This is a genomic window from Neobacillus drentensis, from assembly GCF_021560175.1.
GTDB lineage: Bacteria > Bacillota > Bacilli > Bacillales > Cytobacillaceae > Neobacillus > Neobacillus drentensis_A.
This window is the reverse complement of the sequence record NZ_CP091110.1, coordinates 3557428-3581677: the sequence shown is the minus strand read 5'-3', so window position 1 is coordinate 3581677 and position 24250 is coordinate 3557428. Positions and strand designations below refer to the sequence as shown.

At 38.2% G+C, this 24250-nt stretch carries 23 protein-coding genes and 1 tRNA gene; 14 read left to right on the top strand and 10 right to left on the bottom strand.

The genetic code is table 11. The features are described 5' to 3' along the window. Positions 1–89 precede the first annotated feature (89 nt). Both hemG and L1999_RS16850 read right to left on the bottom strand, forming a co-directional pair. Positions 90–1472 carry a protoporphyrinogen oxidase gene (hemG, locus tag L1999_RS16855; RefSeq protein ID WP_235739606.1) on the bottom strand — a complete coding sequence of 461 codons (1383 nt, stop codon included), beginning with the start codon at positions 1470–1472 and terminating at the stop codon, positions 90–92. A 194-nt stretch (positions 1473–1666) separates the two neighbouring features. Beyond that, entirely contained in the window at positions 1667–2092 is a 426-nt protein-coding gene (locus tag L1999_RS16850; RefSeq protein ID WP_235739605.1) for a YfmQ family protein, read from the bottom strand. 502 nt (positions 2093–2594) lie between these two features. Between L1999_RS16850 and L1999_RS16845 the strand changes: the two genes are divergently transcribed. Beyond that, positions 2595–3590, top strand: coding sequence for a hypothetical protein (locus tag L1999_RS16845; protein WP_235739604.1), 996 nt, complete (start codon positions 2595–2597; stop codon positions 3588–3590). Positions 3591–3649: 59 nt separating this feature from the next. Here L1999_RS16845 and L1999_RS16840 read toward each other — a convergent pair whose 3' ends face one another. Continuing rightward, positions 3650–4120: a divergent PAP2 family protein gene (locus L1999_RS16840; RefSeq protein WP_215042104.1), complete on the bottom strand. Its 471-nt coding sequence runs from the start codon at positions 4118–4120 to the stop codon at positions 3650–3652. 325 nt (positions 4121–4445) lie between these two features. Here L1999_RS16840 and L1999_RS16835 point away from each other — a divergent pair, with 325 nt between their 5' ends. Further along, positions 4446–5840 carry an MATE family efflux transporter gene (locus tag L1999_RS16835; protein ID WP_235739603.1) on the top strand — a complete coding sequence of 465 codons (1395 nt, stop codon included), beginning with the start codon at positions 4446–4448 and terminating at the stop codon, positions 5838–5840. A gap of 70 nt (positions 5841–5910) precedes the next feature. Here the strand turns inward: L1999_RS16835 and L1999_RS16830 are convergent, their stop codons facing one another. Then, a complete protein-coding gene (locus tag L1999_RS16830; protein WP_235739602.1) occupies positions 5911–6396 on the bottom strand; it encodes a DUF2798 domain-containing protein in 486 nt (161 codons plus the stop codon). Between the two features lie 233 nt (positions 6397–6629). Here L1999_RS16830 and L1999_RS16825 point away from each other — a divergent pair, with 233 nt between their 5' ends. The 3 genes from L1999_RS16825 to L1999_RS16815 all read left to right on the top strand — a co-directional run bounded on the left by L1999_RS16825 (position 6630) and on the right by L1999_RS16815 (position 9046). After that, positions 6630–7214, top strand: a complete 585-nt coding sequence (locus L1999_RS16825) for a DUF2269 family protein (protein ID WP_235739601.1) — start codon at positions 6630–6632, stop codon at positions 7212–7214. Positions 7215–7490: 276 nt separating this feature from the next. Then, on the top strand, positions 7491–8756 hold the full coding sequence (locus L1999_RS16820) for a flavin-dependent oxidoreductase (protein ID WP_235739600.1): 1266 nt from the start codon (positions 7491–7493) through the stop codon (positions 8754–8756). After that, complete coding sequence (locus tag L1999_RS16815; RefSeq protein ID WP_235739599.1) at positions 8753–9046, top strand: Dabb family protein; 294 nt, start codon at positions 8753–8755, stop codon at positions 9044–9046. The genes L1999_RS16820 and L1999_RS16815 overlap by 4 nt, the downstream gene beginning before the upstream one ends. A 139-nt stretch (positions 9047–9185) precedes the next feature. Here L1999_RS16815 and L1999_RS16810 read toward each other — a convergent pair whose 3' ends face one another. Further along, complete coding sequence (locus L1999_RS16810) at positions 9186–10814, bottom strand: PTS sugar transporter subunit IIABC family protein (protein WP_235739598.1); 1629 nt, start codon at positions 10812–10814, stop codon at positions 9186–9188. A gap of 374 nt (positions 10815–11188) precedes the next feature. On the opposite strand from L1999_RS16810, the gene L1999_RS16805 reads away from it, so the two are divergent. Further along, on the top strand, positions 11189–12751 hold the full coding sequence (locus L1999_RS16805) for an acetate--CoA ligase (protein WP_235739597.1): 1563 nt from the start codon (positions 11189–11191) through the stop codon (positions 12749–12751). Between the two features lie 258 nt (positions 12752–13009). Next, a complete protein-coding gene (locus L1999_RS16800; protein WP_235739596.1) occupies positions 13010–14092 on the top strand; it encodes a sulfate permease in 1083 nt (360 codons plus the stop codon). 75 nt (positions 14093–14167) lie between these two features. On the opposite strand, the gene L1999_RS16795 is transcribed toward L1999_RS16800, so the two are convergent. Next, positions 14168–14253: transfer RNA gene (locus L1999_RS16795), tRNA-OTHER, on the bottom strand. A 219-nt stretch (positions 14254–14472) separates the two neighbouring features. Between L1999_RS16795 and L1999_RS16790 the strand changes: the two genes are divergently transcribed. Continuing rightward, complete coding sequence (locus L1999_RS16790) at positions 14473–16626, top strand: sensor domain-containing protein (RefSeq protein ID WP_235739595.1); 2154 nt, start codon at positions 14473–14475, stop codon at positions 16624–16626. A gap of 67 nt (positions 16627–16693) precedes the next feature. On the opposite strand, the gene L1999_RS16785 is transcribed toward L1999_RS16790, so the two are convergent. Then, positions 16694–16873: a hypothetical protein gene (locus tag L1999_RS16785; protein ID WP_235739594.1), complete on the bottom strand. Its 180-nt coding sequence runs from the start codon at positions 16871–16873 to the stop codon at positions 16694–16696. Positions 16874–16993: 120 nt separating this feature from the next. Between L1999_RS16785 and L1999_RS16780 the strand changes: the two genes are divergently transcribed. Together L1999_RS16780 and L1999_RS16775 are read left to right on the top strand one after the other, a co-directional pair. Then, positions 16994–17494 (top strand): hypothetical protein, encoded by a 501-nt coding sequence (locus L1999_RS16780; protein ID WP_235739593.1) that lies wholly within the window; start codon positions 16994–16996, stop codon positions 17492–17494. Positions 17495–17505: 11 nt separating this feature from the next. Continuing rightward, complete coding sequence (locus L1999_RS16775; RefSeq protein WP_235739592.1) at positions 17506–18423, top strand: TIGR01777 family oxidoreductase; 918 nt, start codon at positions 17506–17508, stop codon at positions 18421–18423. Here the strand turns inward: L1999_RS16775 and L1999_RS16770 are convergent, their stop codons facing one another. Next, positions 18424–19476 carry a DUF3231 family protein gene (locus L1999_RS16770; protein WP_235739591.1) on the bottom strand — a complete coding sequence of 351 codons (1053 nt, stop codon included), beginning with the start codon at positions 19474–19476 and terminating at the stop codon, positions 18424–18426. It abuts the gene before it with no gap. A gap of 142 nt (positions 19477–19618) precedes the next feature. Here L1999_RS16770 and L1999_RS16765 point away from each other — a divergent pair, with 142 nt between their 5' ends. Beyond that, positions 19619–19981: a group I truncated hemoglobin gene (locus L1999_RS16765; RefSeq protein WP_235739590.1), complete on the top strand. Its 363-nt coding sequence runs from the start codon at positions 19619–19621 to the stop codon at positions 19979–19981. Positions 19982–20310: 329 nt separating this feature from the next. Here L1999_RS16765 and L1999_RS16760 read toward each other — a convergent pair whose 3' ends face one another. Both L1999_RS16760 and L1999_RS16755 read right to left on the bottom strand, forming a co-directional pair. Then, a complete protein-coding gene (locus L1999_RS16760; RefSeq protein WP_345790854.1) occupies positions 20311–20688 on the bottom strand; it encodes an SET domain-containing protein in 378 nt (125 codons plus the stop codon). A gap of 142 nt (positions 20689–20830) precedes the next feature. Then, a complete protein-coding gene (locus L1999_RS16755) occupies positions 20831–21343 on the bottom strand; it encodes a hypothetical protein (RefSeq protein ID WP_235739588.1) in 513 nt (170 codons plus the stop codon). Positions 21344–22005: 662 nt separating this feature from the next. On the opposite strand from L1999_RS16755, the gene ilvA reads away from it, so the two are divergent. The 3 genes from ilvA (at position 22006) to L1999_RS16740 (ending at position 24023) form a co-directional block, all read left to right on the top strand. Then, positions 22006–23178, top strand: coding sequence for a threonine ammonia-lyase (gene ilvA / locus L1999_RS16750; RefSeq protein WP_430540044.1), 1173 nt, complete (start codon positions 22006–22008; stop codon positions 23176–23178). A 552-nt stretch (positions 23179–23730) separates the two neighbouring features. Next, on the top strand, positions 23731–23892 hold the full coding sequence (locus L1999_RS16745; RefSeq protein ID WP_235739586.1) for a hypothetical protein: 162 nt from the start codon (positions 23731–23733) through the stop codon (positions 23890–23892). Beyond that, positions 23886–24023, top strand: a complete 138-nt coding sequence (locus L1999_RS16740; RefSeq protein ID WP_235739585.1) for a TRAP transporter large permease subunit — start codon at positions 23886–23888, stop codon at positions 24021–24023. Before L1999_RS16745 ends, L1999_RS16740 begins: the two co-directional genes overlap by 7 nt. Positions 24024–24250: the final 227 nt, after the last annotated feature.

Below are 24250 nucleotides of genomic sequence, written 5' to 3'. Positions count from 1 at the left end.
TCCAGCAGGAGTCTTCGTGCCTTCCGCTCCAATCAACAAAGTGTGCAAAAATTATTCATCATCCACCGTTTGGGCAGACTCCTTTTAAATCAAAACATTTTAATAATCTTCTTAGCTGAATCGAATCCGTTTTGGATGCAATCGGGGATGCCCACTCCATAATAGGAACATCCGGCAAGGATAATTCCTGGGTAGTCGGCTGCCAGTTTGCTTTCAAGTGCCGCTACACTTTTAGGATGACTAATTAAATAGTTTGGCATCTGATCAGACCACTTGGTGACAACACTTGCAACAGGCTCGGCGTGAAGCTTTAGACTTTTATAAATATCATCGAGCGCAATTTCCAGCAGCTCTTTTTTATCCATTTTTTCTAAAGAAGCAAATGAAGGATGGCTGCTTTTATAAAAGAGTCTGACAAGCAGGTTGCCGGATGTTGAGGTATGCTCCCATTTCCGGCTCGTCCATGTACAGGCGTTGCATGACAATTCATCTGAATTTGCGGTGATAAACCCTGTTCCGTCGGCAGGAAGAGTGCTGTCAGGCACGTCAAAGCCAACATACACACTAATAAGTGAACTGTTTTTGAAATTTGAATACGCTGATTTTAGTTCCGGATCATCAATTAAGTCCTCAGCAGCTGTATTTGGAATACTTAACACAACGTAATCGGCTGCGATGATTTCTTGATTGTTAAGATGCACTTGATAAAGGGAATGATCTTTTTCAATTTTATTGATTTTTGTCTTTTTTAAAACTTCCACGTCTTCAAGCTGTTTTTCAAACGCGTCAATCAGTGAACTTAAGCCGTTTTGAAAAGAAATAAATTTTCTTTCCCCGCCCTTAAATTTCTGTTTATTAGCTTCGAGACCTTTGATAATGCTTCCATATTGTCCCTTGTAATCAATCAAATACGGAAGGGTAGATGCGAGTGTCAAGTCACTGAGATTTCCCGAGTATACACCTGAAAGGACAGGGGATATCTGTTTTTCCACTATTTCGGTACCTAGGAAATACTCAAGAAAGGAACCGATCGAGTCGTTTTTAGTAAAGGTATCATTTTTTGTATAAAAGTCTTTAAGTGCCGCCACTTTTCCTTCTGCAGAAATGAGCGTGCTGTTAGCCAACGATTCAATACTTGCAGGAATGCCAAAAACAGCATCCTCCGGAATGAGCTTCAATTCTTCATCCGTATAAATATAGGAACGGCCTGTCGCATTATAGACAACTTCTTTTTCTAAACCAAGTTCTTCAATCAGAGTCATTGTCTCCATTTTACGTGCCACAATGGAATCCGCTCCTGTTTCCATAATATATCCACTTTGGTTTATGGTTTTGATTTTCCCGCCAAGCTGCTCTCCCGCTTCTGCTAAAACCAGCCTCACATCTGTTTTATTCGACTTTTTCCAGTTTTGTAATTCATACATGGCAGCTAATCCTGTAATTCCGCCACCGATTACTACAATTGTTTTCACTTTTGCCACCTCTTATGTTAGCTCATACTTTGTATCTCCTAGTGTACCATACCAAGGAAGTTGATATCATATTGGACTTATCCGAGAAAAGTCCTAAAAAAATTGAGGTATAAAAAAGGCCCAGTTTTTTGAACTGAGCCATCGTGCATTATTGGTCTTTTTCTGAAAAGGACTACTGGAAATTAGTTGTTTTATTAAAATGAAAATTTCTGAAGGTTATCAGATAGAAGACTATAGGCGATTATTTTCTTCTTGTCCTGTTTCACTACATCAATGTGATCATGATATCGGTACAAAAACAACTTAATCTCTTTTTTGCCTCTTTTGGTATCAATGACAAGTGGAGGCTCACTGGTATCAGGATTTAAAAATAATTCCTCTGTTCCTGGGAAAATATAGTGTTTCTTTAAAAAGATTGCTTCGTTAAAATCATTAATCACTTTGGTTTTGTTGTCACCTTCAAGAGGTTTTCCATCGATCGTTAAGCAGATATTCTCTTCATTGAGTTTTGAGTGTGTTTCAAACTTCCTGATTAACCAATTTACAGTACCGGTTGGAAGACAGGTAACTAATATTTTAACTAAACTAAGAAGGATTATTGAAATAATCGTCCATATCATATTCATCATCTCCGTTTAACATCTTACTATATTGGTTATATATTAGGTTAACCAAATGTAAATCCCTAAGGAAATTATGGCTAGAAAAATAATGACAATATAGATTAAAGATAAATTTATGGTGTTTCTTTTTGTTGAACTACTGTAATTTTCGTCAGACTTCCCAGTTAACAGCAGTGTTGCTATAACTGCAATAATTAAAATCAACGTAACTAAACCAAACATTATATTCATAATACACCTCGTAAACTGATAAAGATTTAATTGTGCTCAAATTTTAATAATTTAATCATAACGTAACTGGATGGAAAATTAACCATCCAATTTACACAAAATTAGACCATCCACTTAAGTAGAAATCGTAATTGTCTATGGGAATATTATATCAATGAATGTGAAATGATTCACAAAATGTTCACGAATAGTCCGGTAAAAGGACTCCTTTATCAAGTATATTAACACTATATTCATATTGTTTATGTTATCTAGGGGGTTTTTTATTATGAAAAAGATATTTCAGATTGTCGTAATGATGGGCTTAATTATGACGCCATATTTTGCCGAAGCACATGTGAAATGGTTCACTACTGTTGCGCCGCATAAGGAGTCAATTGAACATATAGTATCACCGGCATTCTTATTTTTTGCACTATTAGCAGCGGTGGTGTTAGCTTCATTGACTTTAATTATACCGAAAATGGCTGAATGGGGACCCATGATTAAATGGGAAGACCGTTTATCTAGTTTAAGAAAGTATTCTCGTTATATACTAAAATATGGAACAGCGATTGCGCTGATCATCCAGATGGTCAACGGAACATTATTTGCGCCTGAGTTTCATATTCATAACACTGTGGCTGTTGTTTTAACATGGATGACGATTGGATTTTTATTAATCCCGCACCATATCTCCACTAAACTTGGTGCAACTATATTACTAGGATTATTTATTTATGAAACGATTCAACATGGCGTGTTCCACATGTTAGACTACGGCTTCTATGTTGCCATTGTTGGGGTCTTATTGGTAGGAAATACAAAGCTGGAAAAAGTAGGCTTCCCGTTTTTATATTTAGGAACTGGATTGTCACTTAGCTGGGTAGCTGTGGAAAAATGGGTTTATCCGGATATGGCCTTAGATATTGTTGCCCACCACCATGTCCCTACATTTGGTTTTGCACCAGATTTATTTGTGGTCATGGCCGCGTTTATTGAATTTGTCGTTGGATATTTATTAGTAGTCGGTATTTTAAACAGAGTGCTTGGATTTGTTGTAACGGGTATTTTTATCTCAACAACTATGTTATTTGGCATGACTGAAGTAATTGGGCATTTCATGATTCATATCGTGTTAGTAATCTTTATCATTGAAGGTGTATCCTTCTACAACCCGCCCATTAAAATGCACAAAACGAAACTGGATCAATTTATCTTTGTATTCCTGAATTTCATTTTCGTATTAGCTACATTCTTATTGATTTATTATCGATTTGCCTAAGACTGCTTGAATGATTAACCTAAACAATCCACCCATGATCATTGGGTGGATTGTTTAGGTTAGAACGGATAAAGATAATATGTAGCCAAACCAATAATAATCCCAGTGATCGCCCCGCCAAAAACTTCAATGGGCTGGTGACCTAATAATTCTTTTAGTTTCTCGCGAGACTCGGGTTTCTTTATTTTCGGGTTCTTTAATGTTTCAATTAATGAATTGAAATCAATTAATAAAGCATTTAAGATTGCGGCATGATATCCCGCATGTCTGCGAACGCCTGTCGCATCATGCATAACAATTGCCGAAACGACCACACAAATGGCAAATTCATTTGATTTGAATCCAGACATCAATCCAATCGCTGTCGTTAAGGAGATAATGGTCGATGTATGCGAACTAGGCATTCCGCCGGTGCTGAACATCAAATTCCATTTTAGTTCCCTTGTTGAGATAAAATGTATTGGGATTTTTACAAATTGCGCAATCAGCATCCCCAAAAGGGCAGCCAGAATGGGACAGGATAAAAACATACATAATCCTCCTTATCCTTCAATAAAATTTTATCATCACCTCTAAAACTCCAGTAAGAGTAGAGGCAGTAATCCCAGTTGTTTTTATTTACCCTTCATTTAATTAATATAGACTATTTTAAATAAAAAATGGTAAGATTCACAAAATTAATCCCATAAGATTAATCTTTAGGTAAGGGCATTACTTTTCTGTTGGTAATCACAGTACAAAAAGTTTTTATTGCAAAAAAATTCCTTTTAACATCCAAAAATAGTGCTATAATAGTCCATGTTAATTTGACAATTATTATTAAATTCATAACAAATTGAAAAGAAGTGTAGCGGTATGAACAAACTTGCAGTGAAAATAAAACCTAGAACCGTCTTCTTGTTAGATAAGTATTTTACTGGTGAATCCATTGATTATAAGAAATTATTTGGGATTATCACGCCCATTTTTGTCGATCAAGCTTTCTTGATTATTATGAGTCTTTTAAATACCGCCATGGTTAGCTCCGCTGGGGTTGCAGCTGTAAGTGCAGTAAGTATGGTAGATTCATTGAACATATTCTTAGTTAACGTTTTTATTGCGGTAGCAACGGGTGGTACGGTCATGGTGGCGCAATATAAAGGCAGCGGCAATTCAGAGATGGTGTCCAAAACTGCCACGCAAGCGATATCAGCGGTAACCTTATTTTCTGTAGTCCTTAGTGCATTGGTTATCACCTTCCACACGCCAACCTTAAACCTTTTATTCGGTAAGGCGGAAGCGGAAGTGTTTCAAAACGCCAGAATTTATCTAATTGGCAGCTGTCTTTCTTATCCGCTCATCGCCATATTTCAAGCCGTAACGGGGGCATTAAGAGGTGTCGGTGAGACCAAACCATGCTTGAATTTATCCTTATTAATGAATTTAACTAATACCATTCTCAATGTTTTACTGATTACCGTTTATGATATGGGGGTGGAAGGGCTTGTCATTTCCACCATTTTTGCAAGACTACTAGGTGTGGTTGCGGCTATAATTTATATTATTAAGTACAATGAAACCATCCGCTATAAGTTGACCAATGCGTTACATATTGATATTTCTATTTTAAAGAAAGTCATGTTTATTGGGCTTCCGTTTGCGGCAGAACAGTTATTCTTCAATGGCGGAAAGCTGTTAACACAAACATTTATAGTCCAATTAGGAACACTTGCATTGACGTCCTACGCGATTGGAAACTCGATTGCCCTGCTATTTCAAATTGGACCCAATTCATTAAGTATTGCAATTGTGACAGTAGTAGGACAATGTATCGGAAGAAGGAACGTCCAAGATGCAAGGAAATTTATTGTTTCCATGATGGGACTAGGCACGATCCTATTTGTTGTGGCTGACGCCGTGTTGATCCCTTTGTTTCCGATCCTAATTAAACTGTTCAGCCCGCCGGTTGAAATTATCCCAACAATTTTTATGATGATTTTAATTTCGGCTGTAGGTCATCCATTGTTATGGCCAGCAAGCTTTATTATGCCATCGGCCTTAAGGGCAGCAGGGGATTCCAACTTTACCTCAATTGCCTCCTTGCTCTCGATGTGGCTTTTGCGGGTCATCCTAGGATATCTATTGGGAATTACGTTTGGATTTGGCATTATTGGTGTTTGGGTAGCGATGAATATCGAGTGGGGAATGCGGACATTGATCTTTATTTGGCGATTTAAAGGAAAGAAATGGTATGCCCATAAGCTGGTGTGACGATCATCCAGAATTATAGGTAGAGTATCAACGAATAAAGCCGCCAAAGGCAGCTTTATTCTTTTGATATTTATGCAACACTCATGGAATTCTTTGCTTTAACAATCTTAACAAATAAAAAACGAACAATTGGTCCCATAATTAATAGTTGCAGTGGAAAAGCAACGATAAAGTTCTTAATGACAATGGAGAAGTAGCTAGTAATCATGGATCCTGTCATTCCTCCGTTAGTAAGGAAGGCAGTTCCGAGTCCGTATAAAGACATAAACAGTACCATTCCTACTACCATACAAAAAGATATCGCTAAAATGACATAAACCTTTTTAGATTTGTCATAAGGAAGCATAAATGCTACTTTTTTTGCCGCTGGACCAACGAGAAATAGATCCAAAAGCAATGCAATCATAAATCCAATGGCCCCTTCGATCAACATTTCTCCTACCGACAGTTCACCAATCAATCCATTTAGAAATAAATTATAAACCGACATAAATAAAACCATTCCAAAACACATCATTGTTCCAAATAAAATACTTTCTTTCTTAGTTGTAGGCATTTCTCAATCTTCCCTTCCTTTTATCTTTTGTATTATAGCGATAGTGGTAACCTCTTCATAAGTGAACGTTTTGTGAACATTAATTAGGAAGCCTAAATATTGTGCTTTTACTAAAAAACTGGGACAATATACTCATAGTTACTGTTGGAAATATAAAAATATTTTAAATGAAGGAATTTCGCCCTATGAAAAAATATATATAATTGGTAAGGAAAATTAAGGGGGTATAGGAAGTGCTTTATAGTATTGTATTATTTTTACACATCATAGGCGCTGTGATTATGTTTGTTGCAGTAGGAATTACGTTATTAGCGATGATTTCCATGCTGAATTCGAAAACTACAGAAACATTGAGAAATTGGGCTGCGTTGGCAGTTAAACTGGATGGGTTGCTGCCTTTCAGTGTTATTTTGATTTTAGTACCTGGGTTATATCTTGTTTTTACTCGGTGGGGATGGGGGAACCCTTGGATTGAACTTTCACTGGCTTTGTTGATTGTTATGACATTTATGGGACCAATTATTAATTTACGGCGATTAAAAGCGATCTTAAATGCGGCAAATGCAGAAAAGAATGCAGTGCCATCAGCTGTTTTATTGGAAAAGGCAAGAGACCGGGTGCTATGGAATTCAGTCTTGATTATGACAATGCTTGCGTTAGCGATTGTTTTTTTAATGACTGTGAAGCTATCGATCATGGGTTCGCTTGTTGCGATCGTGATAGCGGTTGTTCTTGGATTTATTGCAGCTAGTATCCTTTTAAATAGGGCTTCAACTAAGGCATCAATTTCAAATAAGAAAACAAATTCCATTAATTAAGAGATACATAGAGTGGGGGGGGAATCCGGTTTGGATTTTCTCCTATTTTTATTTTTAAGAGAAATATCGAGGGGTTTTGAACGATTGAAGCATTTGAGATCGGGGCCATTTGATTGGGACGAGGACTCGGACAAGGGAAGGTGGAATCTACGGACCCTGCCCAAATAAGCTAAACAACAACCGAACCTTACATAGAAAATAAAATATTGATATATTTTCGGTTTGTGTAATAATTAAGAATAATCAGCAAGTTATGATAAATAAGGGGAGAGTTAGATGACGAATATCAAAACGGCCATTGTGGTTGGCGGCGGGATTGGCGGACTTGTGACTGCCCTCAAACTTCACCGCGTTGGCGTATCAGTGCGTGTATTTGAAAGTGTAGAAACAATTAAAGCTCTCGGTGTTGGGATTAACCTCTTACCACATGCAGTAAGAGTTTTAACCGAACTAGGTTTAGAGGGTGAACTAGAAAAAATTGGCTTACCTACAGCCGAACTCCTTTATGTAAACAAATTTGGTCAAAATATATGGCGGGAGCCTCGAGGTGTTGAGGCGGGGTACCACTGGCCGCAATACTCCACCCACCGTGGAAAACTGCAAATGTTGTTGTTGGAAGCAGTTAAAAAGGAACTTGGGGAGGCAGCGGTGTTTACAGGACATCATTTAAAATCTTTTCAAACCTTTGGCGACATAGTGACAGCGCAGTTTGAAAACCGAAAAACGGGCGAGAGTCTTGGGTCTTACTATGCTGACATCATGATTGCAGCCGATGGGATCCATTCCGTTGTAAGGAAATTCTATTATCCGGATGAAGGCCTACCTAAATTTAGTGGTCGAATTTTATGGCGTGGTATTACAGAGTCTTCACCTTTTTTAACAGGAAGATCCATGATTATGGCAGGCTACCAGGATCAAAAATTTGTCGCTTATCCCGTTTGCCCCGACACCGCAGCAAAAGGAAGTTCGCTTGTTAACTGGATTGCGGAACTAGCGGTTGGTGATGAAATGCCTTCAAGGGCAGATTGGAATCGAAAAATTGATAAGGAGATCTTTGCACCTGCCTTTGCATCATGGGATTTTGACTGGCTGAATGTGCCCAAGTTGATAGATGAAACAGATGCCGTTTATGAGTTCCCGATGGTGGACCGCGATCCCCTGCCGCAATGGACTTTTGGGCGCGTCACTTTATTAGGGGATGCTGCACATCCCATGTATCCAATTGGCTCCAATGGTGCTTCACAAGCGATACTTGACGCTGATGCTTTGGGAGAAGCAATTATGGAACATCATGAAGCTTTACTATCATTGAGGATGTACGAAGAGGCTAGGTTAGAACCAACAGCAAACATTGTTAGGTCAAATCGTAAGAATGGTCCAGAAGTTGTTATGCAAATAGTAGAAGAGCGAGCCCCTAATGGTTTTATCCATCTAGAAGATGTGGTTTCTTACGAGGAATTAAAAGAAGTTTCTAATAGATATAAGCAAATTGCCGGTTTCGATAAGGAAAAGTTGAATAGTAAACTAGGAGTCAAATCATGATTGAGCATATCGTCTTACTTAAATTTTCATCAAAAACAACTAAAGAACAGAAGGAAGAATTAATTCGCCGGACATTATCTCTAAAAAATGTGATACCTGGGATTGTCGATATTCAGCAGGGGGCTAATTTTTCAAACCGGAGTCAGGGGTATGAAATGGGCCTAACGGTCCGCTTTGAAGACAGAACTTCTTTAGTCAATTATGGTCCGCATCCAGCACATCAAGAGGTATTTAGTTATCTGAAGGAGATTGGCTTAGAAGATAGTATTATTGTGGATTTTGAATTATAGGTCTATTTTTTTGTTTATCTGCTTTAATGCTGTAACGTGTTTTAGCTTTTCTGTATTGCCGTTAATATGATAACCAACTATAGGTAAAAAAGGGAAAGGAAACTACTCCTTTCCCTTTTTGAATTATCGATTCAAACGATTAACCCACTAGTTCATTTGATGTCTTTTTGGTTTCCAAGCTTTTGATATTTTTCCTAGAGATTTTATTTACAAAGAAAGTAATAAGAAAAGAACAAATTAAACTTCCAACCATGGCAATGATAAACCCTGTTGCATTATTGGATAAAAACGGGGCCATAAAAGATGGAACATAAGCCGTACCACGTACATCAAAAAATCCAACAAGCAAACCGCCGAAACCTGATGAAATTATTGCGCCGGCAAAGATCATTTTGTTGGAAAACATAAACGGATATGCAGCCTCAACAAAGGTACCAAAGCCCATGTTTATAGCAAAACCAGGAGCTGCAACGGCTGCCTCGCCTTTGTCTCTTGGTGAAATAATATTGGCCAGTGTAATCCCAGCTGATACCATTACTAATCCAACCATATCGACTGCTCCTAAAAAGCTGTTTCCAGTCTTCTCCATCTCCAATAGGACAATTGGTAAAATAGCTGCATGATAAACACCGCCAATAATTGCCGGCCAAATTAACAGCCCTGCTATTAATCCTGCCAAGACACCATTAGTAGAAACTAAGAAATCTATTAAAGCACGAATTTCTCCGCCAAGCCATAATGCAACCGGAGCGATAAGGAAGTAAACGGCTAAACCGGAGGCCAATCCGGCGATTCCTCCTGCTGCAATATTAACCGTTGTGGCAGGAAATCTCCATTCTACGCATTTTCTAAATATGTATTGAACTAAAAGTCCGGCGAGAATACCTGCAATAATTCCTCCAATGATTCCACCTTTAACAGATAATACTCCAGCAACAATTCCCGCCACAATCGAGACCTCGTCAAGTTCAGCAACTTGTTTAGCGGCAACAACAGCTAATACAATGGGGAGAGCGTTAATCATTAGATCAAACACTTCACTAAGCCCTGACAATCCTGGAATCTTGCTAATAGCTAAAATCAAGGCCATCGCAATAAAACCAGGGAGAGAAGACAGCATCATTCCGCGTAAGTTAATTCGTTTAATAACTGAAGCAGATGATTGTTCGAATTGGTTATTAGTAGCTGCCTTTCCGATGATTGGGCGGTAAGAAAGGCCAAAATGCTTACTTAAGGAAGTAATGAAAGTAACAGCTCGTGTTCGATTCGTTGTACCAGTGGTACCAGAAGTAGAAATGACGTTTACCCCTTTTGAAGCGATCGTGGCCATTGAGGTTCCGCCAGTTCCGGTTGCAGGCAATTTCTTATTGGCAGCTGCTTCCACAGTATGTATATTTGCTCCCTTAGGATCCGCACTCATAAAAATGAGAGCATCGATTTCTCCATGATCAATTTTTTTAGCTATTTCCTTATCAATTAAAGAGGCCGCCTTGTTGACTTCAGCAATCGTTCCAACTGCTGTTACAACAGGGCTGTTTGTTTGTTCATCCCAACTATATAATTCTGCCTGTGTATCATCCTTTATGTTATCCATGCTAGCTTTTGCTGCAATAAACTGTAACGATGTACAATCCATGCCTGCAGCTTGAATCTGCATGAGAAGTTCATCTAATAGTTTTGCTGGATCTTTACCCCCCAAGTAAAATAGATTGCCTCCACTGCTGGCTATAATAGCAACTTTCTTTTTTACAAAAAAATCCTCCATCATATTCACCATTCCCCTTGAAATTCCTAAAATTATTGTGTGGTATATCTTTCTTTTAAGATGATTCAATACAATAATACAGTAAAATTTTAATTCATTAAAGTATTAAATCTAATATTCTTACTATTTTAAAAAATGCATTCGAATGGTAAATCAATAATCTAAAAGGGAATACCAAATATCTTGTTTATAAATACTAAGATTAAGTGAACTTCGAAGTTAAATAATTTACATTCCATTTCAAAGTGGTATTATTATTAGTATATAATTTTTAAAGGCTTGTACTATTACTAGGTACTAATTTTTAGAAATTTCGAAAAAGACACAGAATTATTTATAAAAGTGTTTTTAAATTATTAGATTGGAGATTGACCACAGTGGATTTGAAATCATTGTTAGCACCAGAACACTTTAATTTAGCAAGTGAAATTTCAAAGCATGTATCTGACAAAATCGCTTTGAAATGGGAAAATGAAAATGGCGAATCTAAGACATTAACTTATGATGAGCTGAATAAAAAGGCAAACAAATTAGCTAATGTTTTAACGAAACTAGGTCTTCGTAAAGGCGATCGCGTCGTTGTCATGTCAACTCGATTAATCGAGTCCTATGTAATTTATTTAGCCTGTTTAAAAGCAGGGATTGTCATAAGTCCTTCATCAGAATTGCTTCGTGCAAAAGATTTAGTTTATCGTTTGAATCACTCCGAAGCGAAAGCTGTTATTTCCTACTATAATTTAATTCAAGAATTTGAAAATATCACAGACGAAACACCTTTCCTTCAATATAAGATTGCCTTCGGCCAAGAAGTACCTAATTGGCTCTCAATGGAAGCATTGATGGAAGAAGAGCCTGAAACGTTTACCGATGCAGATACCTTAAAAGAGGATGTGGCCTTTTTAGCTTACACATCTGGTACCACAGGGCAGCCAAAAGGTGTCGTTCACAGTCATGGCTGGGGTTATGCTCACGTACGAATTGCCCCTTCAAAATGGCTCAACATTAGTGAAGACGATCTTGTTTGGGCAACAGCTGCACCAGGCTGGCAGAAATGGGTTTGGAGTCCTTTCTTATCGATATTAGGTTCAGGTGCAACCGGCTTTGTCTATAATGGAAGATTTCAGCCGCATAAATACTTGCAGCTCCTTCAAGACAACAAGGTCAATGTTTTATGCTGTACACCTACAGAGTATCGGATGATGGCAAAATTAGATGACCTTTCAAATTTCGATCTGACCTCATTACATACAGCAGTTTCTGCAGGTGAGGCACTAAACCGTGAAGTCATTGATGTCTTTAAAAATGAATTTAACATCCTTATCCGTGACGGTTATGGCCAGACTGAAAGTACTTTATTAATTGCTAATTTGAATATTGATGAGAGTAAATTGGGTTCAATGGGCCAGCCATTAATGCCTGATTATATTGAGGTTGTTAACGAAGAAGGCCAGCCAGCCCCTGTAAAGGAAGTTGGAACGATTGCGATTAAAAAGGATTTCCCAGCCTTATTTCAACACTATTACAAAAATCAAGAATCCACTGCCGCCGCTTATCTTGGTGACTACTTTTTAACTGGAGACCGTGCTTATAGAGATGAGGACAATTATTATTGGTTCCAGGGAAGAAAGGATGATGTCATCATCAGCTCCGGCTATACGATTGGACCTTTTGAAGTGGAAGATGCATTAATGAAACATAAAGCGGTAAAAGAGTGTGCTGTTGTTGCAACACCTGATCCTGTTAGAGGGAATGTTGTAAAAGCGTGCGTGGTCTTAAAAGATGGGGTTGATGGTACACCTGAGTTAACGAAAGAATTGCAAAGCTTTGTAAAAAACTTAACTGCTCCATACAAGTATCCACGTGTGATTGAATACTTGGAAGCACTGCCTAAGACCGATTCAGGAAAGATCCGCCGGGTGGCTTTGAGGGTGCAACAATAAATTTTACAATAAGAAAAGATGCTATAGCCATATCGGTTATAGCTTTTTTTTAAAAGCTAGAAAACAAATTCCACACAAGCTAGCACATTTAAAAAATTTTTAAAAAATTCTGTGACATAAGTAATTTGGATGTTGATTATTCAGAAAAGGAATTGTATAATATAAAATTAATCCTACCTGAATAGTATGAATTGAAGTTTCGGAACATTGCGAGATTTATTCTGCTAGATAGATAGACATACATAAGGAGAGATTGATATGTTTTGGACGTATTTAGCTTTTATCATAGCATTCTTCTTCGCAATGAACATTGGAGCAAGCGGAACTGCCGCATCAATGGGATCAGCCTATGGTGCGGATGCGATAAGGAATAAATGGCTTGCTATGGTGTTAGTTGCCATCGCCGCTTTTTTAGGTGCCGTTCTTGGTGGCGGAGAGGTCGTTAAGACAATAGGAAGTGGGATTATTCCTTCGAAGATACTTACGATTGAACTAGTAGTTCTTATTCTAGCTGGGGCAACCCTAACCCTGTTTATTGCAAACTTAATGGGAATCCCATTATCGACAAGTGAAGTTACCGTTGGGGCAATCGTCGGTGCAGGAATTGCCTATAAGAGTTTATTCCTTAATAGTCTAATCGTTATTATTGCCTTTTGGATCATTGTTCCAGTAGTATCCTTTATCATTACATTTATTTTTGGAAAGCTGATTGCCAAATCTGAAAAGCGCTGGCCAGGTTTGACAAAGCAAGGAAAATGGAAAAAATGGCTTGGTCGAATCCTTGTTTTGGGCGGGTGCTTTGAAGCCTTTTCTGCAGGGATGAACAATGTGGCCAATGCAGTGGGACCATTAGTCGGAGCAGATATGCTATCTACATCCAAAGGGATTTGGATCGGCGGAATATTTGTAGCTATTGGTGCAATTCTCTTGGGGGGCAGGGTAATCGAAACCAATGGGAAGAAAATCACGAAACTATCCTTATTAGAGGGCAGTGCGGTTTCATTTACTGGTGGAGCCCTAGTTACGATTGCCTCCATCTTTGGGCTGCCGATTCCGTTAACTCAAGTCACCACATGTGGGATCTTAGGTATCGGGGCATCACAAAAAGGAATTGGCTTTTGGCAAAAAGCGGTGATTAGAAAGATATTAAAAGTCTGGCTGATTTCACCTTTAGCTTCTTTGGTTATTTCTTATACATTGATTAATTTGTTGATTAAGACAAATTTTTACAACATTATCGTAATCGTGAGTACGTTAATCGCTGCTTTAGGGACGTTAAGCCTTTATGCTAACATTCGTAAAGAAAACAGCACCATTCATGACGAGGGTGGCGGGATCTAATCTGTTACCCATATAAAAACATAGAGCTCCAGCTTCATCCAATTGGCGATGAGGTCTGGAGCTGCTTCATTATTAAGGACTTGGTGGGATTCAAACCCACAAGATACGTTACAGTCTTCATAGGATGACTGCAAGTTGCTCTATCATTGAGCTACAAGTCCTATCTATAAAATGCCCTTAATCTGATATTTTATACAATACCTACGCTCGCTCTTCATTTTTTTCTTTCATCTTCATAAATCTTTCTTAATTAAAAATATGTGCAAATATTCCTATTATATAATGTTATATAATAGAAATATAATCATTCATTTTTTTAAATTTAAAGCCATCTACTTTAAATAAAATACAAGATCGTATCTATTTTGAGGAGGGTGTAGATGAACGTTCAGTCAAATCAGCAGGAAAATGAATTAGAAAAGCTGCGTTTACAGGTAACTGAACTGGAAAAGCAGAACCAGGAGCTTTCAAAGCAAATTCGTATAAATGAATCATTATATCAAAGTATACTGGACGCTTTACCCATTAATATCTTCTTGGAAGATCCAGAAGGGCGCACCCTTTATGCTAATAAACAAGTATGCCTGTCAAATGGCGTAAGTTTAGATAAAATCGTAGGAAAGACGATTTTTGATTACTTTCCCCGTGAAATCGCCGAATTAAATCGAGCGTATGACCTTGAAGTTTGGAAGAAGCGGCAGCTAATCACCAAGGAATTTCCAAGCGGATACAAAGGCGAGGAACATCATATGTTTTCTGGAAAGACTATCATCCATATTGATGAATCGGATGAGGACGTTTTACTTGGTTTTGCTTTAGAGATTACCGATCGTGTCAGAGCTGAAAATCGCCTAAAAGAGAGTGAAGAGAAGTTCCGAAGTTTAACAGAACAGGCTGCGGATAGTTTTTTCTTAATCGGAACAGACGGAATGTTTACGGAGGTCAATCCGGCTGCTTGCGAAGTATTAAACTATTCTAAGGAAGAACTGCTTAGCATGAGTACAGAAATGGTCTTTTCCAAGCTTCCAGAAAAAATAAAACACTTAAAAATTGATTCCAAAGAGCATGCTTCCAGTAATTTTGACGATATTATGATGGGGAATCTTGATATTCAAATTCCGGTTGATATCAATATTCGCCTCATTCATATTGGGGAAAATCAAATGTACTTTGCCCTTTGCCGAGATATTCGTGATAAAAAAAGGGCTGAAGCACAAATCAAACATATGGCCTTTCATGATGCCCTAACCGATCTGCCCAATCGTTGGGCCATTCAATCCATTTTAGAGGAACATATCGTAAAAAAGAATGAACCCTCGACCCTTTTGGGTTTTATTTTACTGGACTTGGACTATTTCAAGGTGGTAAATGATAGCTTGGGACACGAAGCGGGTGATTTGCTTCTTCAGGAAGTTTCAAAAAGGCTGCAAGCAGCGACGGAGCATAGAGAGGTTAAATTGGCCCGGTTTGGTGGGGATGAATTTATCGCTCTGGTCCCTCAATTAACATGTGAAAAAGAAATTACCGAAATTTGCGATCGGATTATGGAAGTGATGGCAGCCCCTTTCCTAATAAAGGGACAAAAGCTCAATATCTCAACCAGCATGGGGATTAGTTTTTATCCGAAAGATGGGACAGACCTTAATTCGCTTATTAAAAATGCTGACCTTGCGATGTATGGTTCTAAGGAACTGGGAAGAAGCTGTTATAGTTTATATCATCCTGAGATGAAACATCATGCGAATAAACGGATGGACCTAGAAATTCTGTTAAGAAGGGCATTGGATGAAAATGAATTTATTCTCCATTATCAGCCTAAAGTAAACTTACAAACAGGTGAAATCAAAGGGGTCGAGGCGTTAATTCGGTGGAAAAATAAACTCGATCAACTTATTCTGCCAAATGCCTTTATCCCTATCGCCGAAGAAACGGGCCTTATTGTTCCAATTGGTGAGTGGGTAATGCGGGAGGCCTGCAGGCAATGTAAAGAATGGCAGGATTCAGGCTTTGGAGATATCACCATTAGTGTCAATTTGTCACCAAAACAATTTCAAAGACAGAACCTGATGGAGATGATTCTATCCGTACTTGAAGAGACCGGTTTATCACCTGATTCACTGGAATTGGAGGTAACAGAAGGGCTGGTCATGAAAAATCCAGAAGAAGCCGTGACGGTCTTACAAAAATTAAAACAAGTAGGGATTAAGATATCCATTGACGATTTTGGCACTGGATTTTCTTCCTTGAGCTATCTGAAATTTTTCCCGATTGATACACTTAAGCTTGACCGCTCGTTTATGGCTAACATTGAAAAGGATGACGCAGATGCAAAGATTGCCTCTGCTGTTATTTCCTTAGCCCATAATTTGAAAATGGACGTCGTTGCCGAGGGCGTGGAAAATGAGGGACAGTATGAATTCCTTGTCAATCGTTCTTGCGACTTTGCTCAAGGAAACTATATTAGCAAACCTGTTGAAGCACAAGAAGTAAAAAGGCTGCTTGTGAACGATGATGAATCTCTTGTTTTAACTTGATCTTAAGTAGATTAATTTTATATGAATAGGAGAGCGGTTTTAACCACTCTCCAATTGGTGTATAAATTTATTCCTCCCTAGTAGTTTGATGCTGGACAGCTTCCGCAAGATCTAATACGCCCCAATCCATTGGACTCTTTTTTTTAATTTCATCTAACGTTTTTTGGTGCTGTCCGGAATTGTTGTTATCATTACTTAGATTCTTTTTTTCTTTTGCCATTGTAACCACTCCTTTATTAGTGTTCATAGTATTTACTCCATAAATAGAACTTATCCCAGCCATTTTTCATCCTCAAAAAGCTCATTTGGTGTTATGATGATAGATAATCCATTACATATTTTTTAACAACTTTTTGGGGGAACCATTATGGCAGAAGTTAAATCAGTGAAAATTGATGGGGAAAGCATCTATATATTTAAAAGTGCGATTTATGTGTTTGAAGCAAGTTCAGGATTTACTTTAGAGTTGGACCTTATCGTCAGTGAGGTTGTCGTAAAAAAATATAAAAAGGAAGAAAATCTTATCATTGAAATAGAATTAGAAGATGGCAGAGTCGTTCATTCGATTATGAATGTAAAAGTCCTAGCAGGGGGCTTGCCGCAGCTTAATTTATTTTGTGAACTTGATGACCCCGATGACTATTATTTTTTAGACCTGGTGAATGAGAATGATTCTTGGTTTTCAAATCTTGAAGAAGGCATCACAATAGAAGAAATACGAAAAGTAGAGATGCCAGATGAAGATATCCATTTAAAACTAAAGCTGCCCATTGATCAAGTAGAATGGTTAAAAAATCAAAAAAAGGCACAACTCAATGAATTGTTTAAGGAATTCATTTATGACCTTTGGAAAAAAATAGATAAATGATGGGGGATTAGATGAAACTTGTTATTGCTGGCGGTTCTGGATTTATCGGCAAAAAATTAACCAACTTCCTTCTAGAAAAAGGACATGAAGTAGTTATTTTATCAAGAACGGCACCTATTCCATCTGGAAAGGTTTCCTATGTGAAATGGCTGACGGAAGGGACCACACCTGAGGATGAAATCAAGAGTGCGGATGCATTTATTAATTTAGCAGGAGTTTCAATCAACCAGGGAAGATGGAATAAGAGACATCAAAAGCAAATATATGACAGCCGGATGAAAGCAACAGAAGAGCTGATCCGGATTATTAACAGGCTGGAAGTCAGACCCCGTGTTCTTATCAATGCAAGTGCCATTGGCATCTACCCAGCGTCCGAACATACAATCTATACGGAAGATTCTAAAGAGATAGCCGATGACTTTTTAGCAAAAACGGTTCAAGACTGGGAGATGAACGCCAAACAAGTAGAGGCAGAAGGAATACGTACTGTCTTTATGAGATTTGGAGTTGTACTTGGTCGGGATGGTGGTGCACTTCCATTAATGGCATTACCTTATAAACTCTTTGCAGGAGGGACGGTTGGTTCCGGTAAGCAGTGGGTATCCTGGGTTCATGTGTTGGATGTCGTCCGTGCGATTCTTTTCGCGGTTGAAAATCAACAATTATGTGGACCTGTCAATATTACAGCCCCCGCTCCAGTTAGAATGAAGGAGTTTGGTCAAACAATTGGGTCTGTTTTACACCGTCCTCACTGGCTGCCGGTACCTTCATTTGCGATGAAATTAGTCCTTGGGCAAAAGAGTGCCCTTGTATTAGAGGGACAGAATGTTGACCCTGGTATTTTGAAACGCGAAGGCTTTGAATTCTCTTACTCTACCCTTAAACCTGCTCTGGAAGATTTACTGATAAATGAAAAGAGCATCCAATAATTAAGACTTATTGGATGCTAAATCTGCTCGGTCGGCTGCTTTCGGAGGTTCCTCCATCCAGCCGTTGTCAATTAATATATTGGCTCCATCTTCGACGTATACCAACATTTCTGCCAGCGAGCGCATATACATGGACCCAATATCTCTTCTTCCATTTACCGCTATGGAATTCCCAAACGATCGTATCTTCATCGAGAACATATCAACTTTGTGAAAGACCATTAATTTATCGGAAAAAGGTGCTAAGGTAGATTCCGTTACTAAATGGTCGATCTGAGTGGGAAAAGGTAAATTATCCTTTTGTAATTTTTCACTATATTGCTTGACGGAGCGATCGGTTATTTCACGGCCGCGAATGAGAAATTGTCGGACCTTTTCATCTTTTGCAACCTGACTAAAAGCGATTAATAAGGCTTTGCTGGTTGTGTTATTTTCAATGTTATCATAAAGATGTGTGATTTCGAGTGCGTGGAGTGAGCGAACGTCTCCGAAAAATCCTTTTAAGTAATTTTGTTTTTTTATAAAATCTACTTTTTCGGGTATAGGCAGAACAGGAGGTTTTATGATAAGACCTTTTGTCATTAATACATCGTTCAACTGGCCAAGAAACGTAATCGTTGAGATATTACAATAAATAAAAAAGTCTCTGATATCTTCTCTAAGCACTAAAGGAATCGCAACATTATATAAACTTAACCCTGCTTTTCCGGCATACTTTAAATAGTGGACATAAAATTCATCTTGAAATAGACGAGGTGCCCCAAGATTTACATCGTCTTTTGTAAAACCAACGGGGATCGGAAAGTTATCCTTTTCGAGGAATTGCTCAATCTTCTGCATGAAATCCTCAGTCAAACTCAGGCCGTTTTCTACTAGTAGTCGAATATCCTCATCCTCTATATGTTTAAGGAAGTATTTTAATATCCATTTTGACATACTATTTCCCACATAAGTTGCCCAAAGTTTCCCCAAGTCAGCTGCAGTTAACTTTGCATTTGGTTTTAATTTGTTTGGGCTTAATTTTAACGGTTTAATAACTTTATTAGGCTGCATCTAGAATACCCCTTAACTCATTTTTCTTAGTTTTTTCTAACAAAAGAAATTTATTCTAATGACTCGTTTAATTAGGATTCGAATATTTAAGCTGTTTTTGAGGAAAATAGCTTTGTATGTTACAGAATAGGAGTGAATGTTCATGGAAGAAAATCTATATGATAAGCTTGGCGGACAAGAAGCAATTGGAAAAGTGGTCGATTATTTTTATAATGAATTAGTGTTAAAGGATCAGACTGTCAATCAATTTTTTGAACACACCGATATGGAAAAGCAAAAGAAACATCAAACCAAATTTATCAGTTTTGCACTTGGCGGACCCAACCACTATTCTGGTCAATCAATGGCAAAAGCACATCATGGGATGAATTTGCAGCCGGAGCATTTTAATGCAATTGTTAACCATTTGCATGACGCCCTTGCCCATTATGGAGTGAGTGAAGCTGATATTGATCAGGCTTTAACGAGGGTAGCGACCTTACGAGATGACATCTTGTACCAGTAGAAAATGAACAAAAGCGCAAGCGCCTTGGTTAGCCCCAACAAGCATAAGACGAGCCGGCTGAAAGGTTGGTCTTTAACCTTTTGGACGGATTGACCTAATGTGGAGGCGACTGCCCTGGGACGACCCCCGCAAGAAGGCGCTTTTTGCCTTCTTCGAGGGATGGCTTATGACTCGAGTCCCAAGGAGCCGCAACTGGATAAGCTTATGACCTCGAGGGGCTAGGCGCTGGAGCTGGATGTATCTAACCCTGTAAAAAGTTATCCACATGTAGTAAATCTATAATTTCCAAGACCACGAAAAAGGGACCAATTTCAGGTCCCATTTGTCTTTTATAAAATATCAAACCATACTGGAGTGTCATCTGTAGGGTCGCCATTGTAATTGATCATAATTTCTTCACCTTCACGAATATCGGAATGTGCAAAAAAGTCAATCGTTTTTTGAGTTAAGTTGAGCTTGTATAAAGCATTTGGTGTATAGGAATGGTTAAATAGTGAACCATAGCCTAATGCCAGTGCACATTCCTCTAAATTTTCGCCCCACCAAAATACATACTCTATAAATACTGTCTTCTTTAAGTGTTTGTATTCTTCACTTGGGGAAATAATCACCGGGGCCTCATGAATCAGCTCTCCCTTACGAATATTCCTTGTTGCGAAGATGCCTCTGCCGTATTTACACGCTTTTACCTCCAACAATTCATTCACCGCCCATTAATCATCCCATTTGGCTTTTTACTACACTATGCAAGACGGTGGCAGTTTGACTAGGTCTATTTTATTTCAGTATGTTCAGAGTGCTGATCGTGGTTTTGCAATTTGTACAAAAAGAAAAGCACCAAGGAGGGTGCTATTTAGCTTGATTTTGTGGTTTTTCGATTAGATAGTACGAAACAAACTTATAAAACATAAAAGTAAGGGGCAAAACCACTATATAAATGGGTAAAGAATAAAATAGTTGCCAGCCTTTGTAAACAAAAACATGAAAATGGACTAACAAAAATTCAACGCTCACACCTGCCAAAGACCAGATGATGAAATACAACACTAATCCGTACCCTTTAAATTTATAATAATCATAAAAATAAATAAAAAGGTATCCAAAAGCAGGATAAACTCCATATAAAGCCAAATCAAAAATTTCGTATTGACTTGTGTCATTTAAATTATAAAAATTCAATGGTTTTACAGCTAATGTCGTGTCCATGATTTTTGGAAACGAAATGCTTAAAAGAACAAGAAGTGGTGTAATTTCTTTAGGAATTCTTTTTGGAAGAAAAGTAAAAACCAAAATATTAAGTAGTAAAGCTAAAATAATTGTCCATTCATTTCCGTCAAACTTACTTGGAAAGTATAGTAACATTATGAATACCTCATAAGACGTTTATATCGATACCATTTCCATGTTAGGAATGTAAGTAAAACAGTAATAATCCATTCTAGCAAGGAAAAAATAAATCTATAGTGTAAATTTATTAATACACCTAGATAGATAAAGAGAAACTCGAGACCTGATAGTATAAAAACCGTTGCGATTAACGTTAAAATTTTAAAGAGTGTCGTTCGCAATCTCAGATAAATATCGAACATGATGACAATGACTTGTGGAAAGAGTAAGAACCTTTTGAAAAAGTGAACCCAAAAATTACCTGATCCACTTGAAACTTCTAGCACTTTGAAATTAATGATCAGGATGGTAGAAATTAAATGAGTTATTAACCATACTGTCATCCAGATAAAAAAAATCTCAAATAGGTGAAGCTTTTTTTTATAACAGCAAAAGGAAATCGTCAGTAAACCTAAAAAGTAAATGACTAGAGATAGGGTCATGGTCTCACCTGGAGTATTTTAATGCTTATTGTTTATTAGAATGGCGTCTTTTATTCAAATTATGCAGCCATGAATTCTTTGTCTGCTACTGAAGAATAGATCGCCTAACCAAAGGCATCCTAAAAATAATAAAAGTGGGATGTGGGAGGTAGTTTATTGGTAACCTTAGATGATATCATTCTTGCTCGTGAAAAAATGAAGGGAATTGTCCACACAACTCCATTAGATTTTTCACAAACCTTCAGCAGTATTTCAGCCAATAACAAAGTGTATCTAAAGCTGGAAAACTTGCAGAAAACTGGTTCTTTTAAAGTGAGAGGATCCTATAATAAAATGATTTCTTTAACGGAGGAGGATTTACATAAAGGGGTTGTGGCTGCCTCCGCCGGAAATCACGCTCAGGGTGTTGCCTATTCCAGTCAAATGTTAGGTATTCCTTGCACCATTGTTATGCCAAAGGGGGCCCCGCTTAGTAAAGTGTCGGCGACCAGACAGTATGGAGCGAAGGTTGTACTTCAGGGACAAACATTCGATGATGCACTTGCGTACGCTTTAGAACTAAAGGACCAGATGGGGGCAACATTTGTCCATGCCTTTGATGATGACGCCGTTATCGCGGGACAGGGGACGGTTGGATTAGAAATACTCGAACAACTTCCAGATGTGGAAGCGATTATGGTTCCAGTTGGCGGAGGAGGACTTATTGGCGGTATTGCATTGGCAGTAAAAGAGAAGAATCCCCATGTCCGTGTTTATGGTGTTCAAGCGATGGCTTGCCCAAGCATGAAACAATCACTAGTGGAACATGGGCCTGTAAGGGTGGAGTCTACACCGACAATGGCAGACGGAATTGCCGTCAAGAAACCGGGTTTTCATAATTATGAACTGGTTGAAAAGTATGTGGATGATATTATTTGTGTCGATGAAATGGAAATTGCTAGGACCATGTTGCTTCTGTTAGAACGAAATAAGCTGTTGGTGGAAGGATCAGGGGCTGTTTCGTTAGCTTCACTTCTATACCAGAAGGTGAATTTTAAAGAGAAGAATGTGGTTGCGGTTATTAGCGGCGGGAATGTAGATGTAAATTTTATCTCACGGATTATTGAACGTGGCATGGTGGAGTCGGGAAGGTACGCTAATTTTTCTATGATTGTAAAAGATAAGCCGGGTGAGCTGCAAAGGGTGCTCGGTTCTATTTCCGAGCTAGATGCGAATATTCAATCGGTTCATCTTGATCATGTGGGTAAGGATATTTATCCAGGCTATGCCCAGCTAGAGCTCGCGTTGGAAACGAAAAATCAGGATCATATTGAGGAAATTAGGAGTGTTTTGAAAAAAAATGGGTATGCTGTCAAGGATTCGGATTAGAGTCCTGATTCCCAGTTGGTATTGTCCGAATCAGAACTAGGGCTAACCTCGGACAGGCCAACTCGGTTTCCAGCGGTATGTGTCTGAACTAGGGCCAACTTCGGACAAGCGGTCTCAGAATTCATCTGTCTGTGTCCGAACTAGCTCCAACTTCGGACAGGCCATCCCGAAGTTTAGCTGTTTATGTCCGAACTAGAGCCAACTTCCGACAGGCGAGCCTAATTTCCAGTTGATCCTGTCCAAAGCAACTTCAAACAGCCCAGCTCGATTTCCAGCTGGTCCTGCCTCGAACCCCTTCCCTTAGATTTAACAATAGGTAAATGATTTCTTGTTCTCTTTTTATATAAAAAGACAACCGAATCATTTATCTATCGGCTGTTGAATGAAAACCATAAACATGATAAGTTTAACTTATATTAATTCGTTTAATAAACTAATGAAAACACCTACCTAAAAAAATTACAAATCCTCCTAAAAAAACAACATATTAAAACATTCATACGGTCCGTAAAATGAAAGAAAAGTAAACGTTTTCAAGTTGGAGGAAGGCTTATGAATGTTATTAAAAAGATAGATCTGGTTATCGGTGGAATTTTTTTAAAATTCACTTTACTAACCCGGACCATGCGAACGGTTTCAATGGTGTTTTTCTTAATCGCTGCGTCTGCTTCTTTTTGCTGGATTTTAGCCTTATTAAAGGTCCTGCCATGGTAACGAATTTATTCTTAAGTATCTCTGTTAATCCACTTATTATTCTCTTAATCATTAATATTTTGTTACTGTTGCTTGGTGCACCATTGGACATGGCCCCTATGATATTAATTATGACGCCTATCCGAAAATGAGCTCAGGCAATCAAGCAGACAAGTCATAGATCAAGTACAGACACATATTGAATATTATTCACAAGATTTGAGATTAGCAGCCTTAAAATTATTAATTCTGGGAGTTATCCAGTCTATTAAAATCAACTGAATCAGATTCTAAACAAAGCATGATTGAGGCTACGCGGGGCACCTTAAAGGCGGCAGAGTACTCAAGGGCTGATATAAGTAATATCACCATCCTATTA